The 19,689-nt window shown below is 67.0% G+C and carries 19 protein-coding genes and 1 pseudogene; 14 read left to right on the forward strand and 6 right to left on the reverse strand.

Translation table 11 applies throughout. The features are described 5' to 3' along the window. Window positions 1-201: 201 nt before the first annotated feature. Entirely contained in the window at window positions 202-789 is a 588-nt protein-coding gene (locus HBK84_RS00670; protein WP_167317931.1) for a recombinase family protein, read from the forward strand. 188 nt (window positions 790-977) lie between these two features. On the opposite strand, the gene HBK84_RS00675 is transcribed toward HBK84_RS00670, so the two are convergent. After that, window positions 978-2,294, reverse strand: coding sequence for an APC family permease (locus HBK84_RS00675; RefSeq protein WP_167317932.1), 1,317 nt, complete (start codon window positions 2,292-2,294; stop codon window positions 978-980). 395 nt (window positions 2,295-2,689) lie between these two features. On the opposite strand from HBK84_RS00675, the gene HBK84_RS00680 reads away from it, so the two are divergent. From HBK84_RS00680 to HBK84_RS00690, 3 genes are all read left to right on the forward strand, one after another. After that, entirely contained in the window at window positions 2,690-3,571 is an 882-nt protein-coding gene (locus tag HBK84_RS00680) for a manganese catalase family protein (protein ID WP_035965578.1), read from the forward strand. Between the two features lie 104 nt (window positions 3,572-3,675). Beyond that, the gene (locus HBK84_RS00685; protein WP_035965577.1) at window positions 3,676-3,909 is read left to right on the forward strand and encodes a hypothetical protein; all 234 of its coding nucleotides are present in this window, start codon (window positions 3,676-3,678) and stop codon (window positions 3,907-3,909) included. A gap of 139 nt (window positions 3,910-4,048) precedes the next feature. Beyond that, window positions 4,049-4,513: a recombinase family protein gene (locus HBK84_RS00690; protein ID WP_084118215.1), complete on the forward strand. Its 465-nt coding sequence runs from the start codon at window positions 4,049-4,051 to the stop codon at window positions 4,511-4,513. A gap of 140 nt (window positions 4,514-4,653) precedes the next feature. On the opposite strand, the gene HBK84_RS00695 is transcribed toward HBK84_RS00690, so the two are convergent. Beyond that, on the reverse strand, window positions 4,654-5,229 hold the full coding sequence (locus HBK84_RS00695; protein ID WP_035965574.1) for a recombinase family protein: 576 nt from the start codon (window positions 5,227-5,229) through the stop codon (window positions 4,654-4,656). A gap of 251 nt (window positions 5,230-5,480) precedes the next feature. Between HBK84_RS00695 and HBK84_RS00700 the strand changes: the two genes are divergently transcribed. The 7 genes from HBK84_RS00700 (at window position 5,481) to HBK84_RS00730 (ending at window position 11,879) form a co-directional block, all read left to right on the forward strand. Then, a complete protein-coding gene (locus tag HBK84_RS00700) occupies window positions 5,481-6,542 on the forward strand; it encodes an IS481 family transposase (protein WP_167317933.1) in 1,062 nt (353 codons plus the stop codon). A 165-nt stretch (window positions 6,543-6,707) separates the two neighbouring features. Beyond that, window positions 6,708-7,532 (forward strand): Crp/Fnr family transcriptional regulator, encoded by an 825-nt coding sequence (locus HBK84_RS00705; RefSeq protein ID WP_167317934.1) that lies wholly within the window; start codon window positions 6,708-6,710, stop codon window positions 7,530-7,532. A gap of 115 nt (window positions 7,533-7,647) precedes the next feature. After that, window positions 7,648-7,887: a heavy-metal-associated domain-containing protein gene (locus HBK84_RS00710; RefSeq protein WP_167317935.1), complete on the forward strand. Its 240-nt coding sequence runs from the start codon at window positions 7,648-7,650 to the stop codon at window positions 7,885-7,887. A 213-nt stretch (window positions 7,888-8,100) separates the two neighbouring features. Continuing rightward, entirely contained in the window at window positions 8,101-10,029 is a 1,929-nt protein-coding gene (locus tag HBK84_RS00715; protein ID WP_167317936.1) for a cation-translocating P-type ATPase, read from the forward strand. Between the two features lie 114 nt (window positions 10,030-10,143). After that, the gene (locus HBK84_RS00720; RefSeq protein WP_052160849.1) at window positions 10,144-10,572 is read left to right on the forward strand and encodes a cupin domain-containing protein; all 429 of its coding nucleotides are present in this window, start codon (window positions 10,144-10,146) and stop codon (window positions 10,570-10,572) included. 44 nt (window positions 10,573-10,616) lie between these two features. Next, a complete protein-coding gene (locus tag HBK84_RS00725) occupies window positions 10,617-11,564 on the forward strand; it encodes an NADP-dependent oxidoreductase (RefSeq protein ID WP_052160850.1) in 948 nt (315 codons plus the stop codon). Between the two features lie 120 nt (window positions 11,565-11,684). Beyond that, window positions 11,685-11,879: a hypothetical protein gene (locus HBK84_RS00730; RefSeq protein WP_035964360.1), complete on the forward strand. Its 195-nt coding sequence runs from the start codon at window positions 11,685-11,687 to the stop codon at window positions 11,877-11,879. Window positions 11,880-11,997: 118 nt separating this feature from the next. On the opposite strand, the gene HBK84_RS00735 is transcribed toward HBK84_RS00730, so the two are convergent. Next, window positions 11,998-13,233 (reverse strand): cytochrome P450, encoded by a 1,236-nt coding sequence (locus HBK84_RS00735; RefSeq protein WP_035964369.1) that lies wholly within the window; start codon window positions 13,231-13,233, stop codon window positions 11,998-12,000. 199 nt (window positions 13,234-13,432) lie between these two features. Here HBK84_RS00735 and HBK84_RS00740 point away from each other — a divergent pair. Beyond that, a protein-coding gene (locus HBK84_RS00740) for an IS3 family transposase (RefSeq protein WP_240918877.1) occupies window positions 13,433-14,598 on the forward strand; the annotation gives its coding sequence in 2 pieces (ribosomal slippage) (window positions 13,433-13,717 and window positions 13,720-14,598; 1,164 coding nt in all). Between the two features lie 100 nt (window positions 14,599-14,698). On the opposite strand, the gene HBK84_RS00745 is transcribed toward HBK84_RS00740, so the two are convergent. Next, window positions 14,699-15,936, reverse strand: a protein-coding gene (locus tag HBK84_RS00745; RefSeq protein ID WP_370520555.1) for an IS3 family transposase whose coding sequence is annotated in 2 segments (ribosomal slippage) — window positions 14,699-15,657 and window positions 15,657-15,936 — 1,239 coding nt in all. Because the reading frame shifts where the segments join, the coding sequence is not laid out codon by codon here. Window positions 15,937-15,980: 44 nt separating this feature from the next. Here HBK84_RS00745 and HBK84_RS00750 point away from each other — a divergent pair. Further along, a pseudogene (locus HBK84_RS00750) lies at window positions 15,981-16,160 on the forward strand (WYL domain-containing protein); the annotation flags it as partial. A gap of 339 nt (window positions 16,161-16,499) precedes the next feature. Here HBK84_RS00750 and HBK84_RS00755 read toward each other — a convergent pair. Together HBK84_RS00755 and HBK84_RS00760 are read right to left on the reverse strand one after the other, a co-directional pair. Continuing rightward, window positions 16,500-16,871: a hypothetical protein gene (locus HBK84_RS00755; protein ID WP_167317938.1), complete on the reverse strand. Its 372-nt coding sequence runs from the start codon at window positions 16,869-16,871 to the stop codon at window positions 16,500-16,502. Beyond that, the gene (locus tag HBK84_RS00760; protein WP_167317939.1) at window positions 16,868-17,410 is read right to left on the reverse strand and encodes a DUF805 domain-containing protein; all 543 of its coding nucleotides are present in this window, start codon (window positions 17,408-17,410) and stop codon (window positions 16,868-16,870) included. The genes HBK84_RS00755 and HBK84_RS00760 overlap by 4 nt, the downstream gene beginning before the upstream one ends. Window positions 17,411-17,547: 137 nt before the next feature. Here HBK84_RS00760 and HBK84_RS00765 point away from each other — a divergent pair, with 137 nt between their 5' ends. Next, entirely contained in the window at window positions 17,548-19,662 is a 2,115-nt protein-coding gene (locus HBK84_RS00765) for a glycoside hydrolase family 15 protein (RefSeq protein ID WP_255458074.1), read from the forward strand. Window positions 19,663-19,689 lie beyond the last annotated feature (27 nt).

The following is a 19,689-nucleotide window of genomic DNA, read 5'->3' on the forward strand; positions in this document are numbered from 1 at the left end:
ACTATACAGTATGAGCTGAACTTACAGTGTCGCCTCGTAAAGCATGGGATGCGAGACGTCTCGTGAGCGCCTACGTGAGGGCATGACGAAAGCGCGAATTTCCGGGTTTCTTCTACCCTCGGCGATTCTCGCAACTATGTATCGTAACCCAGTGACTAGAGTTGTGTACTCATCGTTGGTTGCGAGACACTCGGGGTCGTCATGGGAAAGCTCATCGGTTATGCGCGGGTCTCGACCCGGCGGCAGGATGCCGACCGGCAGGTCGAGGACCTGCTAGCGGCCGGGGTCCGGCGGGATGACCTCTACGTCGATCAGGGGGTGTCCGGGGCCCGGGCCTCCCGGCCGAAGTTCGACAAAGCGATCGCCGCGCTGCATGAGGGGGACACCCTGGTGATCACCACCCTGGACCGGGTGGGCCGGTCCACCCAGAACATGCTCGCCTTCGCCGAGACCCTCAGAGAACGAGGTGCAGGGCTGCGGGTGCTGAACCTGGGTGGGGGAGACGTGGACACTCACACGCCGATGGGCTCGATGGTGTTCACGGTGATGGCCGCCTTGGCCCAGATGGAGCTGGAGATCAAGCGCGAACGCATCACCGACTCCGTCGCCAAACGACGGGCCGCCGGTCAGGACCTCGGCGGCCGGCGCCCGACCTTTACCGAGTCGCAGATCCGCAGTGCCGCCCACCTGGTCGAGTCCGGCCAGCCCGCCACACAGGTCGCCCGCGATCTGGGCATGTCCCGAGCCACCCTCTACCGACGCATCCGCGACCTACCCGCTGCAACGTAGCGCTCTTGACACAGCCCCTCGTCTGCAAGCGGCAACATGGGGGGCATCCAGACTTATGCCATACATCGGTGCCATGCCAGGAGACTGGAAGACAGGTGCCAAGGTGGGGACGATACTGCCGTCTACTGGCGCCGACTTCTGCGGGCGACTTGGGTGATTGTGACCCTAGCCCCTTTCATTTTGCCCTGTCAGGTGGCGCGGCGGCGATGACGCCAGGCTGCGATGCCGGCCAGGACGGCAGCGACGGCGAGGAAGGGCAGGCCGAGCCGCCAGACCTCTCCCTCGACCTGCGTGGCCAGGCCGATGCAGGAGACGAGACCGGCGACCGGCAAGAAGGACGGGACGCGGAAATGGCGGTGCTGAACGGCATCGCGGCGCAGCACCAGGACGGCGGTGTTGACCGCGGCAAACACCACGAGCAGCAGCAGGACCATGGTGCTGGCGAGAATCTCGAGCGTCCCAGTGAGGGAGAGAACCAGGGAGAGGCCGGTGGTGACGATGATGGCCACCCACGGTGTCCGACGGCGGGGCAGTAGCCGGGCCAGCCCTGCTGGCAGAAGTCCGTCGCGGGCCATGCCGTAGGCCAGGCGGGAGGACATGATGCCGGTCAGCAGGGCGCCGTTGGCCACTGCCACCAGGGCTATGAGGCTGAAGACCACCGGAGGGATGATGCCCGCGGCGGTGACGACCTGCAGCAGAGGAGCGCTGCTCTCGGCCAGGTCAGCCGTCGGGACGACCGCCGAGGCCGCGACCCCCACCAGTGCGTAGACAACGCCGGCGACGATGAGAGCGCCGAAAAGCGCCCGGGGGTAGGACCGGGCCGGATCCTTGGTCTCCTCGGCGATGTTCACACTGGTCTCGAAGCCCACATAGGAATAGAAGGCCAGCACGGAACCGGCGAAGACGGCGGCGAGTGGGCCGTTCTCAGATGTCCCCAGCTCGGTCAACCGACTAAGGTCGCCGTCACCCCGGGCCACCACGATCGCGCCGAGGACAATGACCAGGAGCAGGCCGGAGACCTCGATGATCGTGGCCACCCGGTTGGCGCCCATCGACTCCGAGATGCCCCGCGCGTTCAGTGCTGCGAGCAGACCCAGGAAAACGACCACGACCAAGGTTGTGGGGAGGGTGATGAACTCTGTCAGGTAGTCACCTGCGAAGCCCAGGGCCAGCGCCCCCACTGAGATGATGCCCGCCGAGAGCATGCAGAACCCCACCAGGAAGCCGACGAACGGACCGAAGGCCCGGGTGGCGTAATGGGATGACCCGCCGGCCCTCGGATACTTGGTGGCGAGTTCGGCATAGGAACCGGCGGTGAGCAACGCGAGAACGAGGGCCACCACGAGCGGCACCCAGACGGCGCCTCCCGCGATCCCGGCGATCTCACCGGCCAATACGTACACGCCGGCACCGAGCACGTCACCGAGGATGAACAGGAACAGGCCCGCAGTGGTGACCGTACGGCGCAGACCCCGCCCTTGGGCGCTGGTAGAGGTTGATGACATGAAGCAACAGTAGACCCGGCTGGCCGCCAGGGTACTCAGTTTGCTCAGACCCGCTCCGATACCAGCAGAAGAGTTGAGTCCTGACTGGACGCTCGAGATCCTCGGCACCACCGTTCTGCACCAGGGTATGGATTAGCTGCCCAGGACGATGGTGGATACGAACATCTCTACCCCGCCGGCCAGTTATGTCGACCAGACGTCGGGTCCGTCGATGGATTCGGAGTCGCCCGGCTCGCCCCACTGTTGGAGTCGACTCCGACACAGAGTCGGCTCAGACGGGGAAATACTGCAGTTGGTTAGCCCTTGGGGTGAGGCAGTGCGGCAGTTACCGTGAGTCGAGTCAGGCCGATACGCGGGGAGGGAACACCCTGCCCGCCTAGAGAAGGAGACGCAGTATGTTCATTCATCAGCAGAAGCTCCAGTACAACTCCAGACCGGAGAAGCCTGATGCGGTGTATGCGCGCAAGCTTCAGGAGGTGATCGGGGGCCAGTATGGGGAGATCACGGTGGCGATGCAGTACAGCTTCCAGGCGTGGAACGCGCACATTCCCGGCAAGTACCGTGACCTGTTGTTCAGCACGGCGGCGGAGGAGTTCGGCCACGTGGAGATGCTGGCCACCATGGTGGCCCAGCTGCTGGAGAAGGCGCCGTTGGGTATCACCGAGGATGCCGTCCAGGATGATCCGGCCGTGGCCGCGGTGATCGGCGGGACGGATATGCAGCAGGCGATCGTCTCCGGTGCCGGGGCGCGGCCGGTGGACAGCATGGGCAATCCGTGGACTGCCGGGTATGTCACCGCCAGCGGCAACCTGCTGGCGGACATGACCTCGAACGTGAATGCGGAGATGCAGGGCCGGACCCAGGTGGCGCGGCTGTATCACATGACCGACGATCCGGGGATCCGGGACCTGTTGTCCTTCCTGCTGGCCCGGGACACCATGCACCAGAACCAGTGGGTCGCGGCGGTGCGTGAGTTGCAGGCGGACGGTCTGGAGGAGATGCCGGTGCCGAGCAACTTCCCACAGTCCAAGGAGGCCAGCGAGCACGCCTACACCGCCTACAACTTCTCGGACGGGGAGGCGATGGAGCAGGGATCGTGGGCCTCGGGCCCGACCCCGGACGGCAAGGCCGAGTTCTCCTATCAGCCCGAGCCGATGCCGGGAGTGCCGATGCCGCCTCCCACCCATCCCGATGCCCGGTTCTACGGCACCACGGAGCTGCCGAACATCGTCGAGAAGGCCGCTGGAACCATTCAGGACAAACTCAACAAGGAATAGGCCCGCGGGCGACCTTCGACGGTGTCCCCGGTCGCATCCAGCTGATACCCTCGCGTTCACCCACCCCGCATGTATCAACACATCTACAACCTCTGGAGGCTGCAATGATCAAGTGGCTTCACAGCATGGGAATCAAGTCCGAGTACGCCTACGCGGCCGGTTTCGGCTCCATCGGGATGACGTTCGCGTCCTGGCTCGCCTCGCGCGGCAAGCCCGATGACTCACGGGCACAGTCCGACCGCTGGGGCATCTTCGTCGGCCAGTGGGCACCGACCTTCCTGGCTGTCGGGATCGCCCTGCGGCTGGAAGAGCAGAAGTCTTTGACCATGAAGAAGTGACTCCCTAAGTCACTAGCGCAGGAAGAGCCCGGGGCCGGTCGGTCCCGGGCTCCTCGTGTCGCAGGCCGGAGAAGAGATGATTCGTTCCCGAGATCACGGAGACACTTCATGAGCGCCCCGAGCGGGGCGCCTCCTACCAGTGCCGCACCGCCTACATCTACGCCACCACGGAGAAGGGTGCCAAAACCCTCCGCGCGGAGCTGGATGCCGCGCAGACCGCCGATCCGTCCGTGGCTTGGACGGCCGCGATACGCGGGATCTCTACAACCTGGTGGAGGAGATCGCCCAGAAGGGTGCAGCGGTCGGGTTCGTTTCGGAGCGGATCACCGTGGACTGCCACGGCGCGTCTCCACTAGATTCGTTGATGCTGGGAATCCTTGCGGCCTTCGCGGAGTTTGAGCGGCGCAGGATCAAAGAGCGACAGGCTGAGGGGATAGCGATCGCGAAGGCTAGCGGGAAGTATGCGCAGACTCCCAAGCTGTCGGCAGACGACGTAGAGCAGGCGCGGGCCATGGTCGACATGGGGATCCCCAAAACCGAAGTGGCTGCGCGGTTCAAGGCCGCCAGACGTTCTATACAGCCCTTGGGACTGCTGCACGAATAGGTGTCATCTGATCTGTGACGCTGTGAGGCATCGCTAGAAGAATGAACACCGCGCCCAAGCCCCATCCCCAGGAGTTCCGCGACGACGTCGTGAACGCCCCAGGGGGCAGGACAAGGGGCAACGGCGTCCACCAGATGGACTTACCCGCTGGCCTCACCGGATGCCAAAGCGAGGTAGCGGTATACAGTAGCCCGGCTGACCCCGAGCAGCTTGGCGATCTCCGGCGGCGTGAGTCCCGCATGCCGGTACTGGCCAGCCTGGCGAACCCTTTCCGTCTCTGGGGTGACTGCCGGCCGACCACCTCTACGGCCGCGGGCCGCGGCCGCGGCCAACCCGGCCTTGGTGCGTTCGGCAAGTTGGTCGCGTTCGAGCTGCGCGAAAGCGGACATCACTGTGAGCATTGCCTTGCCCATCGGCCCGGTGGTTGCGATCCCCTCGGTAAGGGACCGGAAGTTGATGCCCTGGGACTCGAGCCGGTCAATCAGCTCAAGCAGCTGACGGGTGTTGCGTCCCAGCCGGTCGAGTTTCCACACCACGACCTCGTCCCCGGCGCGGGCGTGCTCGAGCAGCTTGTCGAGCTGGGGGCGCTTGGCCTTGGTCCCACTGACCCCATGGTCGGTGTAGACCTTCTGGCATCCCGCGTCCTTCAGTGCGCGGGTCTGTAGGTCCGCGTTCTGCTCGACAGTGCTCACGCGCGCGTATCCCAGGCTTGCCATCCGGTCCTCGTCTCAATAACTCGACTGTTTTCGGTTTGTTGAGACGATAGCAAATGAGACAGGCAAATGAGACAAAAGGGCACGGTTGTGGCGTTGGTGGGTTGCGTGTGGAGTTCGCCGGTAGGTGGCGTGCTTCTAGTTGTTGTGGGTCATGAGGTTCTTGTCGCGGGTGCGTCGATGAGATGAGGAACGGGCTCCTCGCCACAGGATGGAAGTTCCTACACCGTCCGTCCGTACGAGAGAGCCCGTTCATGACCCACCGTAATGCACCCCTGACCCCGACCGGCCGGCTGCGCATGGTGGCCCGTCACCTCGAGGACGGGATCCCCAAGGCCCACGTCGCCGCCGAATTCCACGTCAGCCGTCCGACGGTGTCCACCTGGGTGGCCCGCTACCTCGAAGACGGCGAGGATGGCCTGGCCGACCGGCCCTGCACCCCTGTCGGGAGTCCGTTCCGCACGGCCCCGGAGGTGGTGGAGCGCATCGACGCCCTGCGCCGGGGCCGGAAGTGGTCGGCCCGGCGCATCTGGCACCACCTGAGCGCCGGCGGCTACGACAACGACCCCCAGGACGAGAAGGGCCCCGGGCCCTTCCACGCCCCCGTGACCATCGCGCTGCGCACCGTGGGCCGGTGGCTGGCCCGGCTGGGGATCTCCCGGTTGCGCGACCTCACCCCGGACGGAGAGGACTCCCGCCGGGTCCCGCGGCGGATCACCGCGCACTGGCCCGGGCACATGGTCCACCTGGATGTGAAGAAGGTCGGCAGGATTCCCTACGGCGGCGGGTGGCGTGCCCACGGCCGCGGCACGACCAAGGCCCTGGCAGCCAAACGCGGTCCCGGGGCCAGGATCGGCTACACCTACCTGCACACCGCCATCGACGGGTTCTCGCGCCTGGCCTACACCGAGGCCCTCGACGACGAGAAGGCCACCACCACGATCGGGTTCTTCGCCCGGGCGAGGGCGTTCTTCGCCGCTCACGGGATCGAGCGGGTCCACCGGGTGGTCACCGACAACGGCGCCAACTACCGAGCCAAGGACTTCACCCGCACCGTTGAGGCCCTGGCCTCGAAGCACCAGCGGATCCGCCCCTACATCCCGAGGTACAACGGCAAGGTGGAGCGGTACAACCGGTTGCTCGTCGACGAGGTCCTCTACACCCGGACCTACGCCACCGAGCACGACCGCCGGACCGCGATCGGGACCTGGGTCAATCACTATAATTACCACCGCCCGCACACTGCCTGCGGCGAGAAGCCCCCGGCCTCACGCGTCCCGGCCCGTGTCAATAACGTCATGCCCTCTTACATCTAGGGAAGAAGCCATGTTGTTGACGCGTGCCGGGGTTCATGAAGCCGGGAAGCCGGTGGGGCGCCGAATGCTGTGGGCGTACGGTGGAATCAGAACGACGTGATCCGGTGATCAGGTGAGCGACCCATCCCTGGTACCGTCGCGCCCACTTGGCTAGAAGGGAACGGCATGAGCACCCCCTCCCACGGCGAGGACCTGCAGGGGTCGCCGGCGCGGATGTCCCCGGATGCTACCCCGGTGTCTGCTCGGCGGCGGATCCCGTTGCGGTCGACCTGCGCGCAGCCCCACGCCTGTCCGGCGCCGGTGCGGATGCGGGTGCTGTCCCGGACACCGATGTTCGCCGGGCTGGTCGAGGAGCAGCTGGCCGACATCGACCGGAGGATGACCTCCCTGTCCTGGGCTGAGGGGGACGCGCTCCACGTCGAGGGCGCACCGGCTGAGCACCTCTACCTCGTAGCCGCGGGACGGGCCAAGGCTTACCGGACCGCCCCGAATGGGCAAGAGGTCGTGGTGGAGCTACTGGGGCCGGGAGACCTGTTCGGCGGGCTGCGCGCCCTCGGCCAGGAAGCCTACGCCGAGACTGTCGAGGCTTTGACCACCGTGTGCGCCCTGCGGATCGGCGACGATGCGTTCCGCCAGATCCTCGGCGAGCACCCAGAGGTGGGGCTGCGGGTGCTCGAGGACACCACAGCGCTGCTCGCCCAGGCCCGCGCCGACGTCACCCGGCAGTCCACGGGCACCGTGGCCGAGCGACTGGCGGCGGTCCTGCTGCGCCTGGCGGAGAAGTTCGGGGAGCCCGCCCGCGAGGGCGGGACCTTGATCGAGCTGCCGCTGTCGCGGGCGGATCTGGCGGGGATGACCGGGTCGACCCCGGAGTCCGTCTCCCGGGTGATGAGCCGGTGGCGCAAGGACGGTGTCATCGACGCCGGCCGCCGCTGGACTGCCGTGCGTGACCCGCGCTGGCTGGCGGAGATCGCCGGAGCGGAGGCCTGACCCCCGAGCTTCGCGGTTGATTGACGCCCGTCATGGTCCGAGGACCCGGTCCTTCGTAGGTTGGAGACACACCCGATGAGGTGAGTACTCCACAACAGGGAGAGGAACCATCACCATGACCACCACCACAGCCACCACCACTCACACGGTCCTGCGCGCCGAGGGCTTCTCCTGCCCCTCCTGCGTGGCCAAGATCGAGAAGCGCGTCGGGCGTCTGAAGGGCGTCGACGCGGTGAAGGTCCACTTCGCTTCGGCCCGCATCGAGGTCGACCACGACCCTGCCCACGTGAGTGTGGAGGACATCGTCGCCGCTGTTGCCAAGACCGGCTACACCGCCCGCCCCGCCGCCTTCTGACCCGCCGCACCCACAGCCCGCGCCGCTGCCGGGACCTCCCCAGGAGGTCACGGCAGCGGCGCTCTTCGTTGCCCGCCGAGCCGGCGCTCATTGGCCCTTCCTGCGATCGTGCGGTTGATTGATCCCCGACATGTTCGGGTCCGTGGGCTGTGCGTAGCGTCGTGAACAAGCTCCCATCAGGGGCGAGAACGGTTACCAGGAAGGACGGACATCATGAACAGGGTGCAGAGGTGGATTTACGGCCGGTGGGCGATCCCCGCGGTTGCGGGGGTGCTGATCCTTGCCTCGTTCGCAGCGTCCGAGGTTGCTGGCTCGGTCCTGTGGGCGGATGTGCTCATGCTCGCCGCCGCCGTCGTCGCCGGCTACCAGATCGTGGTCAAGGCCGTGCGGGCGTTGGCCGCCCGCATGGTCGGGATCGACCTGCTGGTGGCGGTCGCCGCGATCGGGGCGGTCATCATCGGCAATTACTGGGAGGCCGCCGCGGTGACTTTCCTCTTCGCGGTCGGTCATGCCCTGGAGTCCGCCACCCTGAACAAGACCCGCTCGGCGCTGGCCGAGCTCGTTGCGGTCGCCCCGGACACCGCCGTCGTACTCCGTGGCGGGGAACAGGTGGAGGTTCCGGCCGCGGATGTGGTGATGGGTGAGATCGTGCTGGTCAAGAACGGGGCCAAGGTTCCCGTCGACGGCCAGGTCGTGGCCGGCACCGGTGCCGTGGACGAGGCCTCCATCACCGGCGAGTCCATCCCGGTGGAGAGAGGTGAGGGCGATCAGGTCTTCGCCGGCACCGTCTCCCGCGGCGGGTTCCTGCAGGTGCTGGCCACTGGCATCGGTGCCGACACCACCCTGGCGCGGATCATCCACCGGGTGGAGGAGGCCCAGGACGCCAAGGCGGCCACCCAGGCGTTCATCGACCGGTTCTCCACCTGGTACACCCCCGCGATCATGGTCCTGGCCCTGGCTGCCGGGTTGATCACCGGGGACGTGGTGCTCGCCCTGACCCTGCTGGTCATCGGCTGCCCCGGTGCCCTGGTGATCTCCATCCCGGTCGCCATCGTGGCCGGCATCGGCCGCGCGGCCCGCAACGGCATCTTGATCAAGGGTGGGGAGTTCTTGGAGACCTCCGCGAAGATCACCGCCGTCGCCGTCGACAAGACCGGCACGCTCACCGAGGGCCGCCCGCAGTTGACCGACGTGGTCGTGCTGGACCCGGCGCTGGACCGCGCGGGCGTGCTGGGCTGGGCCGCGGCCGCGGAAGCTGGCTCCGAGCATCCCCTGGCCCGCCCGATCCTCGACGCCGCTGCGGCCGAGGGCGTGGGAGCCTCCGCGGTTCCCGAGGCGGTCGACCCGGTCCCGGGCAAGGGCATCGTGTCGACCACTGACGAGGTGCGGGTGCTGATCGGCAACGCCGCGTTGCTGGAGCAGTACGGCATCACCGACCCGAAGGCTGCAGCTGCGGCTCAGGAGCTGGCCGCGGCCGGGCGGACCCCGATGATCGTGGCCGTCGATGACGCCGTGGCCGGGGTGCTCGCCGTGGCCGACCAGGTCCGCTCCGACGCGGCCGAGATGGTTGCCCGGCTGCACGAGGCGGGGGTGGAGAAGGTCGTCATGCTCACCGGTGACGCCCCGCTGGTGGCCCAGGCCATCGGCCACGTCACCGGCGTCGACGAGGTGCGTGCCGGGCTGCTGCCCGAGGACAAGCTCGAGGCGGTGGCGGCGCTGCAGCAGGAGGGCCACGTGGTGGCCATGGTCGGTGACGGCGTCAATGACGCCCCCGCCCTGGCCACCGCGGACATCGGCGCGGCGATGGGTGCGGCCGGCTCGGCCGTGGCCGTGGAGACCGCCGACATCGCCCTGATGGGCGACAACCTGCTGAAGCTGCCCGAAGCGATCGGGCTGGCCAAGCGCACCGTGACCGTGATGCATCAGAACATCACCGTCGCCCTGATCACGGTGGTGCTGCTGCTGGCCGGGGTCTTCGCCGGCGGGGTCACGATGTCGATCGGGATGCTCGTCCACGAGGCTTCTGTGCTCGTCGTGATCGCCAACGCCATGCGCCTGCTGCGCCGCACCCAGGACACCACCCCCACCCGCACCACCACACCGGCCGTCCCGACCACGAACCGGGTGACCTCCCGGTCCTAGGACACCACCGTGGCGGGCGGCCCCACCCCAGGACCGCCCGCCACGGGGCGGAACGCACCACCAGTCCTGCCCGGCCCCGGGCAGAAAAACCACCATCACTGCAGGAGGAACATCATGAGCGCGCAAGAGCACTTCACCATCGAGGGCAACATTGAGCACTTCACCATCGCCGACATCGCCGGCCGCAACCCCGACTTCCGCCGGGTGCTGTGGACCGGCCAACACTCCCAGATCGTGATCATGACCATCCCCGCCGGTGGTGAGATCGGTGAGGAGGTTCACGAGCACACCGATCAGATCCTCACCTTCGTCGCCGGCACCGGGGAAGCCGACCTGAACGGGCACACGCATCCGATCGAGGCCGGTGACCAGTGCGCGGTCCCGGCCGGGGCCCGGCACAACTTCCGCAACACCGGGGATGAGCCCCTGGTGCTCTACACCGTCTACAGCCCACCCGAGCACGCCGCCGAAGCCGCCTACGCCACCAAGGAGGAGGCGGACGCGGCCGAGGCCGCCGGCCGGGACGAATCCCCGACCACCTGAGCCCGCACCCGTCCACACCTTCTAGAGAAGAAACGAGGAAGACCATGTCCACGGTCTACGTGTTCACCGACTTCGGCGGTCCTGAGACCCAACAGCTCCTCGATCGGCCCGCCCCGCAGCCTGGCCCGGGCGAGCTGGCCGTGGAGGTTCGGGCCGCCGGGGTGAACCCCGTCGACTGGAAGATCCGCTCCGGGGCACTGGGGCGGGACCGGGAGCTGCCGGCCCCGATGGGCCGGGAGGTCTCCGGCGTCGTGACCGATCTCGGGGAAGGCGTGGAGGGTTTCGCGGTCGGTGACGAGGTCCTCGGCCCCGTCGCCGACGGCCACGGCGGGTTCGCCGAGCACACCCTCGTGCGGGCGGCCGAGGCGGTGGCCAAGCCCGAGGAGATCTCCTTCGCCGACGCGGCGACCATCCCGGTGGCTGCGGCCACCGCCTATGACGCCACCCACCAGATCGAACTCGACCCCGGCCAGAGGCTGCTGATCCTCGGCGCCGGCGGCGGGGTGGGACTGATGGCCGCCCAGATCGGGTCCGTCCACCAGTTCACCGTCATCGGGGTCGCCAGCCAGTCCAAGCGCAAAATCGTCGAATCCACTGGGGCGACCTTCGTTCCCTCCGGGAAGGGCGTGGCCGACCGCGTCCGCGAGGTCGCCCCCGAGGGGGTGGACCTTATCGTCGACCTCGTCGGAGGTGAGGCCCTGCGCGAGGTTGTTGGTCTGGTTGCCGATCCGACCAGGATCATCTCCGCGGCCGACGCCACGACCGCCACAGAACTGGGCGGGGCGGCACTGGAACGCACCCAGGAGGCGATGGAAAAGATCACCGAGGTCATCGAATACGGACTCGTCGATCCCCACGTCACCGCCTGCTACCCCCTGACAGAAGCAGGACGGGCGATCGCCGAGGTCGAGACCGGCCACGCCACCGGCAAGATCGTCCTCGAACCCACCCCGTGTGCTGATCCTGGGCACGCCCGGAGCCTCGTGCGGTGAGAACAAGGGCGCCAGTGTGGCGGCCCCAGCCCATTGACGGGGGCCGCCACACCAGCACCTGTCGAACCATCTTGAGGCGGGGCGCGAGAGAGCCGGTCTAACATACGGAAGGAACATCCCATGCGCCAGAAGACCAGTCCGACCACGAGCCCCCGCATCGCCACGGCGACGCGCACCAGCGTCGAACCCGTCCAGCTCCAGCAACTGATCAAGAACGCGGAAACAGCCGCCGCCCAGTACGACCGGGACGAAGCGAGGGTCGAAGGGTGGGCACGCGATTCCTTCCCCGCCTCCGACCCGCCCCAGAACTACTAGACCCCAGGGGTTGACTGCTCGGGCGTCCCGAGGAACTACGGGTGCTCGGCCCCGGCCGGGGAGAGGCAGATGCCTCCACCCCGACACAGGGTCGGTGTTCCCGCCAGGGCGGGAGGCGTCACCGCAGGCGCAGCGGGGCGGTGGCGAAACCGCCGACCGGTGGCAGTTCGCGTTGCCGCGGCCGGTCCGGGTCGGGTTCGATCGCGGCCGTCGCCGCCAGGGCGGCGCGGGTCAGTGCCCGCAGCTCGAGGGTCGCCAGGGGCCTGCCGGGGCACACATGCTTGCCGATCCCGTACACCAGGTTGTACGGGGCGTTGCCGACCGGGTCGAACGCCTCCGGGTCGCCGAAGATCCGCGGGTCACGGTTGGCGGAGGTCCAGTTCAGGAGCACCCGGTTACCAGCGGCCAGTTCTCGACCACCGACTGTGACGGGTTCCGTCGTGATGCGGCGGTTGGCGACGAACGGGTCGTCGATCCGCAGGATCTCGTCGAGGATCGCGTCGAACTCCCGGTCGGACACCTCCGAACGCAGCCGGTCCTGCAACTCGGGATGGTCGGCCAGATAAGTCAGTACCACGCCGGTGCACAACGCCATTGATCCCAGGTCCCCGCCGGTCCAATTGCGCAGGATCGAGACGATCTCCTCGTCGGTGAGCTCCCGCCCATCAACCCGGGCACGCACGAGCTCGGTGGTCACGTCATCGGGCGCGTCGTCGCCGGCCTCACGGCGGACGTCGGTCAGGGACCGGATGATGGCGTCGAAGCGCTGGGCGACCTCCGCGGTGCGAGAAGCGTCTCGGGAGCGGGTGGCGGCATGGTTGTCCTGCATCCACTGCAGCAGATCCTCCTCCAGGCCTGCAGGCCACCCCAGCCAGGCCGTCTGTGCCCGCACCGCGAAGCGGGAGCCGATCTCGACGGCGTCGATCGGGCTGGGGACCTCGAGCTGGCCCACCAGGTCGGTGGCGACCCGCTGCACCACCGGCTCCAGGGCGCTCATCCGCTCAGGGGTGAAGTACCGCTCCACGAGGGCGCGGAAGGCCGTGTGGGTAGGACCGTCAAGACCGTTGGGCACCTGGAGGTGACGGGAGACCGCGTTGGAGAAGCTCTCGTGGTCCAGCGCGGCGGCGGTGACGTCAGCGTGGGTGAACAGCGTCCAAGCACCACTGGTGTCGCGGGCTACGGGACAGCGTGAGCGCAGCTCGTCGTAGGCGGCCACGGGGTTGCGACGGACCTGCGGGCCCCGCGGGTTCCAATCGGACTGGACGGGATCCGTGGCAGGCTCCGGCGCCACCACGGGACCAGTGACCGGGTCCGTGTCGGGGATGATCTCGTCGCTCGGCATGTGCTCCGTCATGCTTCCATCCTGGCATGGGCCATCTGAGTCAGGAACTCCCTCCCAGTACATGTGAGGCAGTTCACTGGGCAACTACACCTTTCGGCTACCTCAGGGACTCTCCTCCTGCCAAACCCAGGATGCTTCACTAGGGACTGCCGCATGGATAGGTGACATCTGATCTGGCTTGCCCACCGGGCGGCCTGGAAGGATGTGCACCATGCCCGCTCCCTATCCCCAGGAGTTCCGCGACGATGTCGTGCGGGTGGCCCGGACTCGTGAGAACGGCGTCACCATCGCGCAGATCGCGAAGGACTTCGGCGTCCACGAGATGACGCTCCACAAGTGGATCCGCCAAGCTGACATCGACGACGGCAGCCGCCCCGGCCGGAGCCGTGAGGAGTCGACGGAACTGCGCGATGCGAGGAAGCGGATCCGCCTGCTCGAGCAGGAGAACGAGGTCCTCCGCCGCGCAGCCGCCTATCTCTCCCAGGCGAATCTGCCGGGAAAAGGCTCTACCCGCTCGTGAGCGAGCTCGCCGACGATGGAATCCCCGTCGCGGTGTCCTTGCGGGTCCTGAAGCTCTCGCGCCAGCCCTACTACCGCTGGCGCAAACAGCAGGTCACCGAGGCCGAGCTCACCGAGGCCTACCGCGCCAACGCCCTGCTCGACGCCCACCGCGACGACCCTGCGTTCGGCTACCGATTCCTCGCAGATGAAGCCGCCATCGCTGGCGAGGTGATGAGCCAACGAACAGCGTGGAAGATCTGTCGTGACAACCAGTGGTGGTCAGCCTTCGGCAAGAAGCGCGGCAAGAACGGTAAGCGCCCCGGACCGCCGGTCCACGACGACCTGGTCCGGCGCGACTTTACTGCGGATGACGTCAACGAGCTCTGGCTCACCGACATCACTGAGCACTGGACCGACGAGGGCAAGCTCTACCTCTGCGCCATCAAGGACGCGTTCTCCGGTCGCATCGTCGGCTACTCCATAGACTCCCGGATGAAGGCTCGTCTCGCGGTGAACGCCCTGGACAGCGCAGTATCTCGGCGTGGAGACGCGGCCGGCTGCATAGTGCATTCGGACCGCGGATCCCAGTTCAGATCACGAAAATACGTCCACGCATTGAACGGTCACCACCTCATCGGATCGATGGGCCAGGTCGGTGCCGCCGGCGACAACGCCGCTATGGAATCCTTCTTCGCCCTGCTCCAGAAGAACGTCCTGGACCGAGGCCGCTGGAGGACCCGAGAAGAACTCCGAATCGCGATCGTCACCTGGATCGAACGGACCTATCATCGACGCCGCCGACAGGCTCGCCTGGGCCGATTGACCCCCATCGAATACGAGACCATCATGAACCCAGCCGTGAGCCTTGCGGCCTAACACCCCGACTGTCACCTAAACGTGCATCAGTCCCGCCCACCCGTCGGCCATGGTGCGATGGAAACGCTCGACCTTCCCTGAATCGGCCTGACTTTCGTTCCTATCGGGAGCCTTGTCCGGCAGTTGCTGGATTGGCTGATTCGAGGTCAGCGTAGTACGCGTTCTCGACCTCGGTGGGGGTGCGCATGTCGAGCTCGCCATGGAGGCGCTGATTGTTCCACCACCACACCCACTCGAGCGTCGCCAGCTCGACCCGTTCGACCGTGCGCCAGGGCCCTTGCTGGCGGATCAGCTCGGTCTTGTAGAGGTTGTTGATGGCTTCCGCCAGGGCGTTATCAAATGAGTCGCCGACGGTTCCCGTCGATGGGACAGCACCGAGTTCGACGATCCGGTCGGTGTAGACCATCGCCATGTAGTTCGACCCGTGGTCGGAGTGATGTGTCAGCCCGGTGAGATCGCCGCCGGCACCCCAGGCCGCCATGTCGAGGGCCTGCATCGGCAAGATCTCCGACCGCAGCGTCGATGCGACGTTCCAACCGACGATGCGTCTCGAGTAGACGTCGGTGACGAACGCAACGTAGGCGAATCCGGACCACGTCGCGACGTAGGTGACGTCGCAGACCCAAAGCCGCCGTGGTGCGGGAGCGGTGAAGCGTCTGTTCACCAGATCGTTCAGGAGCACGGTCGTCTTGTCGGAGCGCGTCGTGAACACCCGCTTCGACTTCGTCACGCCACGCACCCCGGCAAGGCGCATGAGGCGCTCGGTCTGGTCACGGCCGATGTCCCATCCCTGCCGACGCATCAGGGCGTGCATCTTCCGGCGTCCATAGACGCCGTAGTTCTCCGCATGAAGCCGCGCGATCTCCGGCACCAGCAACTCGTCCTTCAGATGCCGAGCCGACGGGGCACGGCCGACCGCGGCGCGATAACCGCGCGAGGTGAGGAACCCCTGGACCGCCGGGCGCAGGACCCAGCAGATGAGCTCGACCCCGAAACGATCCCGATGTTCATTGATGAACCGGATCATTTCGGTCAGGGGCGGTCGAGCTCCTTCGCGAAAAACACGCTCGCGGCCTTGAGGATCTCGTTCGCCTTGCGGAGCTCGGCGTTCTCCTTCTGCAGCCGCTTGATCTCCGCCGCCGCATCCGTCGTCAGCCCGGGCTTCACCCCGGCATCGACCTCGTACCGGCGTTGCCACAGCCGCAGCGTCTCCGGGCTCATACCGAGCAGTCCGGCTACGTGACGGACCGCGCTCATCATCGTCGGGTGCTCTGGCCGCGACTCCGCGAGCATCCGCAACGCACGCTCACGCATCTCCGGTGAATACTTCCTGTTCATCGTCTTCCATCCTTGCTTGAAGAACGGAACGAAAGTCAGGCCGATTCAATCTAGTTGCCTTCGACACGAAGCGCGACGACTGGCGCTTGTTCCGCCTCGACCACATCCACGACGCAAGCCCACGGCCAGCAACTCGCGACTTCGACCTGCCGGACTTTCCCCACACGTCCATCGAGGACTGGCTCACCACCGATTTCGGACGCCACCCAGCCCAGGTCAACTAACCTCTCCGGTCAGTATACCTAGGGGTGCCCAACTCCATCCCGGCCGCCCGTAAATCGAATCTGCCCTTAGCAGCTTGCATGAAACGGCGTCGTTGTAAATGAGACGCTCTGCTGTGAGCGCTGCGGCCCAGGCGGCCACAGAAGCGCCCCACAGCAGAAGGCTCAGCAAGACGGGGTTTGTGCGGCGACGAACGTTCAAAATATGCCTTCCTGGGGTCACGCTGACAGGCGATGTGTACAAGCCGTGCCTGGCTTGACCTCGTGCGTTCCGGGATCTGTGTTGCATCACCCCGCCCAATGCAGCGAACCAGGTACCTATAGATGGGCCATGAAAGAGGGCTAACGGAAGTGTCCCGATTCGGACTGACTGGTATTGCTCAGCGCGTCGTCTTGCTCAGATGAGGAATTCGCGGGGTCAGAGGGTTCCGGCCCGGTGGCCCTGCGGTTGTGCAGGGCCATGTATACGACAGAGGGGGCCATCAGGATCAGGACGAATATCGCGATCCAGTACCAGGCCAGGCCGTCGGAGAACACGGCCCCGGAAATCAGTAACAGTATCCCCGCCATGCGGAACGCAAACGCGCGGCCCGGGTTGTTGGGTGGGAGGCCTATCCAGGTCGGGATTTTTGCGTGCGGGTTGGCGTTGACGATCATGTGGGTCGCGTAGAAGAACGACGCGCACCCGAGGATCATGAGAAGAACGGCAATCACTGGTTGTCCTCCTTGTCAGGGCGAAGTTCACGTGCGATGGGCCGCTCATACGTGACGTTGCCCCGGTCGTGGGCCGCTGCGGGTGTCCCGTTGGGAATCGTCTGGTTGTCGAAGCGGACTCCTCGCGGGTTGGGTGGTAGGGCGGCCAGGATGAGCAGCGCGAGCGTGCCCAGCCCCGGGATGAGGAAGAGCATGAACCACAGTCCGGAGGCGTTGATGTCATGCAGTCGTCGGACGGACAGTGCGATGGCGAAGATGAACAGGAGGACGGAGACGAGCAGCGTGACCAGGGCGAGTAGCATCAGCGCGACGCTGCCTCCACCGTCCACGTCCGGCCAGTCCAGGTACCCCCGGTCCTGCGCGAAGTTGTAGGCCACCGAGAAGAGGAACGAATACAAGGCGATCCACCAGTATTCGGATCGCGACGCACGCCCGGAGAACGTGGTCCCCTTGCGCAGGAAGTTACCAATGGCGCGCAGGGGGCCGACGGACTCACCGGGCTGCGTTGAGCGGGGGAGCGGCTGGGCCGGGCACGTCATGGGGTTCTTCCTGTCGGGAACGCGGACAACGAACAAACCACGTTAGTGGCGGAACGTCACCGAACCCAGTGGCCATCCGGCCAGACTTCCCCTGAGGGCAGGGGCCCGTTCCTCGACACGGGCGCCCATGCTCCGGCGTGAGCTGCCGGGGGCGTTTATGGGATTGTGGGTCCATGGCTTCCAAGATCGAGGACTACGCCCTGCTGTCCAACATGCGCAGCGGGCCGTTGGTCTCCCGTCATGGCTCGGTGGACTGGTGGTGCGTCCCGCGCTTCGATTCGCCCGCGCTGTTCGCGGCGCTGCTGGGCACCCCGGACCACGGCCGCTGGTTGCTGGCGCCGTACTGCGCGGTCAACGACGACGCCGCTGTGGACCTCTCCCTGCCCGGCGTCACCGCGGTGGAGCGGTTCTACGCGGAGAACACTTTCGTGCTGCACACCGTGTGGACCACGGACACCGGCACGGTGCGGGTTACGGACTTCATGCCCCTGAACTCCCGCACGGAACTGATCCGCCGGGTGGAGGGCCTCACGGGCGAGGTCGAGATGTTCCAGGACCTGCGGCTGCGCTTCAACTACGGCTCGTCGGTCCCGTGGCTGAGCCGCTTCGACGTGCTCGAGGAGGAATCGGAGGAGGGCGCGGTCGCGGAGTCCGTGCTCGTGGGCATGGCCGGCCCCGATTCCGTGGTGTTCCACGGTGACCCGCTGCCGGAGGCGGACCCGGACCGCAGCAAGCGGCGCCATGCGGGCTCCTTCACGGTGGCCGCAGGCCAGACCAGGGACTTCACGCTCACGTGGTTCCCGTCCCACGGCGTCCCGCCGGAAGCGGTGGATGTCAATGAGACCCTCACGGCCACGCTGAACCTGTGGCAAGAGTGGACGGATCTGTACGAACCGTACGATCCGCTCACGGACCCCGAACTCCCGGAGGACGGGGACGACGGCGCGTGGGCGGCGTCGTCGGCGGAAAGAAGAAACGCGGGCGAGCCCGCGTCAGGCCGGGACGTGGGGCGCCACGGGGATCGCCCGGCGGACGCCGACGCCCAGGAGGCGGTGCACTTCACGAGCACCCAGGATGCCCCCGGGGACATCATCCGCCGCAGCCTGCTCGTGGTGCGCGGGCTCATGCACCAGGCCACGGGCGGACTGATCGCCGCGGACACCACGTCCGTGCCGGAGGTGCTGGGCGGGGAACGCAACTGGGACCACCGCCACGCGTGGCCCCGGGACGCGGCCTCCGCGCTGGAGATCATGCTGGACCACGGCCACGACCGGGAGGCCGCGCAACTGCGCAACTGGCTGCTGCGCGCCGTGGCCGGGGACGTGGACAACCCCTCCAACATCTACACGCTGGACGGCTCCGGGCAGATCCGCGAACGCCTCGTGGACCTGCCGGGTTACGAGCGATCGCGCCCGGTGCGCGAGGGCAACGCATCCGGCAACCACTACCAGGCGGACGTGGCCGGTCACGTGCTGCGGGTGTTCGAGATGCTGCGTCGGCGCGGCGTGCAGGAGGACCACCTGTCCTGGCCGTTGCAGCAGGCGTTGCTGCGCGCCGTCGTGGCCAACTACGAGGAGAAGGACCAGGGCGTCTGGGAGATGCGCGGCGAACCCCAGTACTACACGCACTCGCGCGTGATGATGTGGGCCGCGCTGCAGGCCGGCGTGGACGCCGTGCGGATCCACGGGCTGCCCGGGGACGTGGAGACGTGGGAGGAACACCGGGACCAGCTCGCGCACGAGATCTGGACCAACGGTTACGACCCCCAGGTGGGTTCGTTCGTGCAGTACTACGGCTCCACGGACGTGGACGCCTCCCTGTTGCAGCTGCCCACGGTGGGTTTCGTGGCCTACGACGACGAACGCATGCTCGGCACCGTGGCGCGCATCCGCAAGGAGCTCACGGACCGATCGGGGCTGCTGCACCGCTACCGCAACCTCCCGCAGCTCACCGACCTGGACGACGCCGAGGCGTTCGCGTCCTCGATCGGTCAGGACGGTTTCGCGGGGCAGTCGGTGCCGTCCGTGTCCGCGACCCTGCAACTGGCCGAACAGTTGGCGTTGTGCGGACACACGGGGGACGCCACGCGGCTCACGGACCTCGTGCTCGGCACGGCCAACGAGTTGGGTCTGCTGCCTTCCACGTATTCGCCGTCCCAGCGCCGGGCCACCGGCAACTTCCCGCAGGTGGAGGCCCACCTGAACCTCATCCGGGTGCTGGACATCCTGCAGGCGGAGCTCGATCGGTCGTAGGTCGGCGATTCTTCGCCGTGGCGGGGA

The sequence above is a fragment of the Kocuria sp. KD4 genome (assembly GCF_011769905.1).
Taxonomy (GTDB): Bacteria; Actinomycetota; Actinomycetes; order Actinomycetales; family Micrococcaceae; genus Kocuria; species Kocuria marina.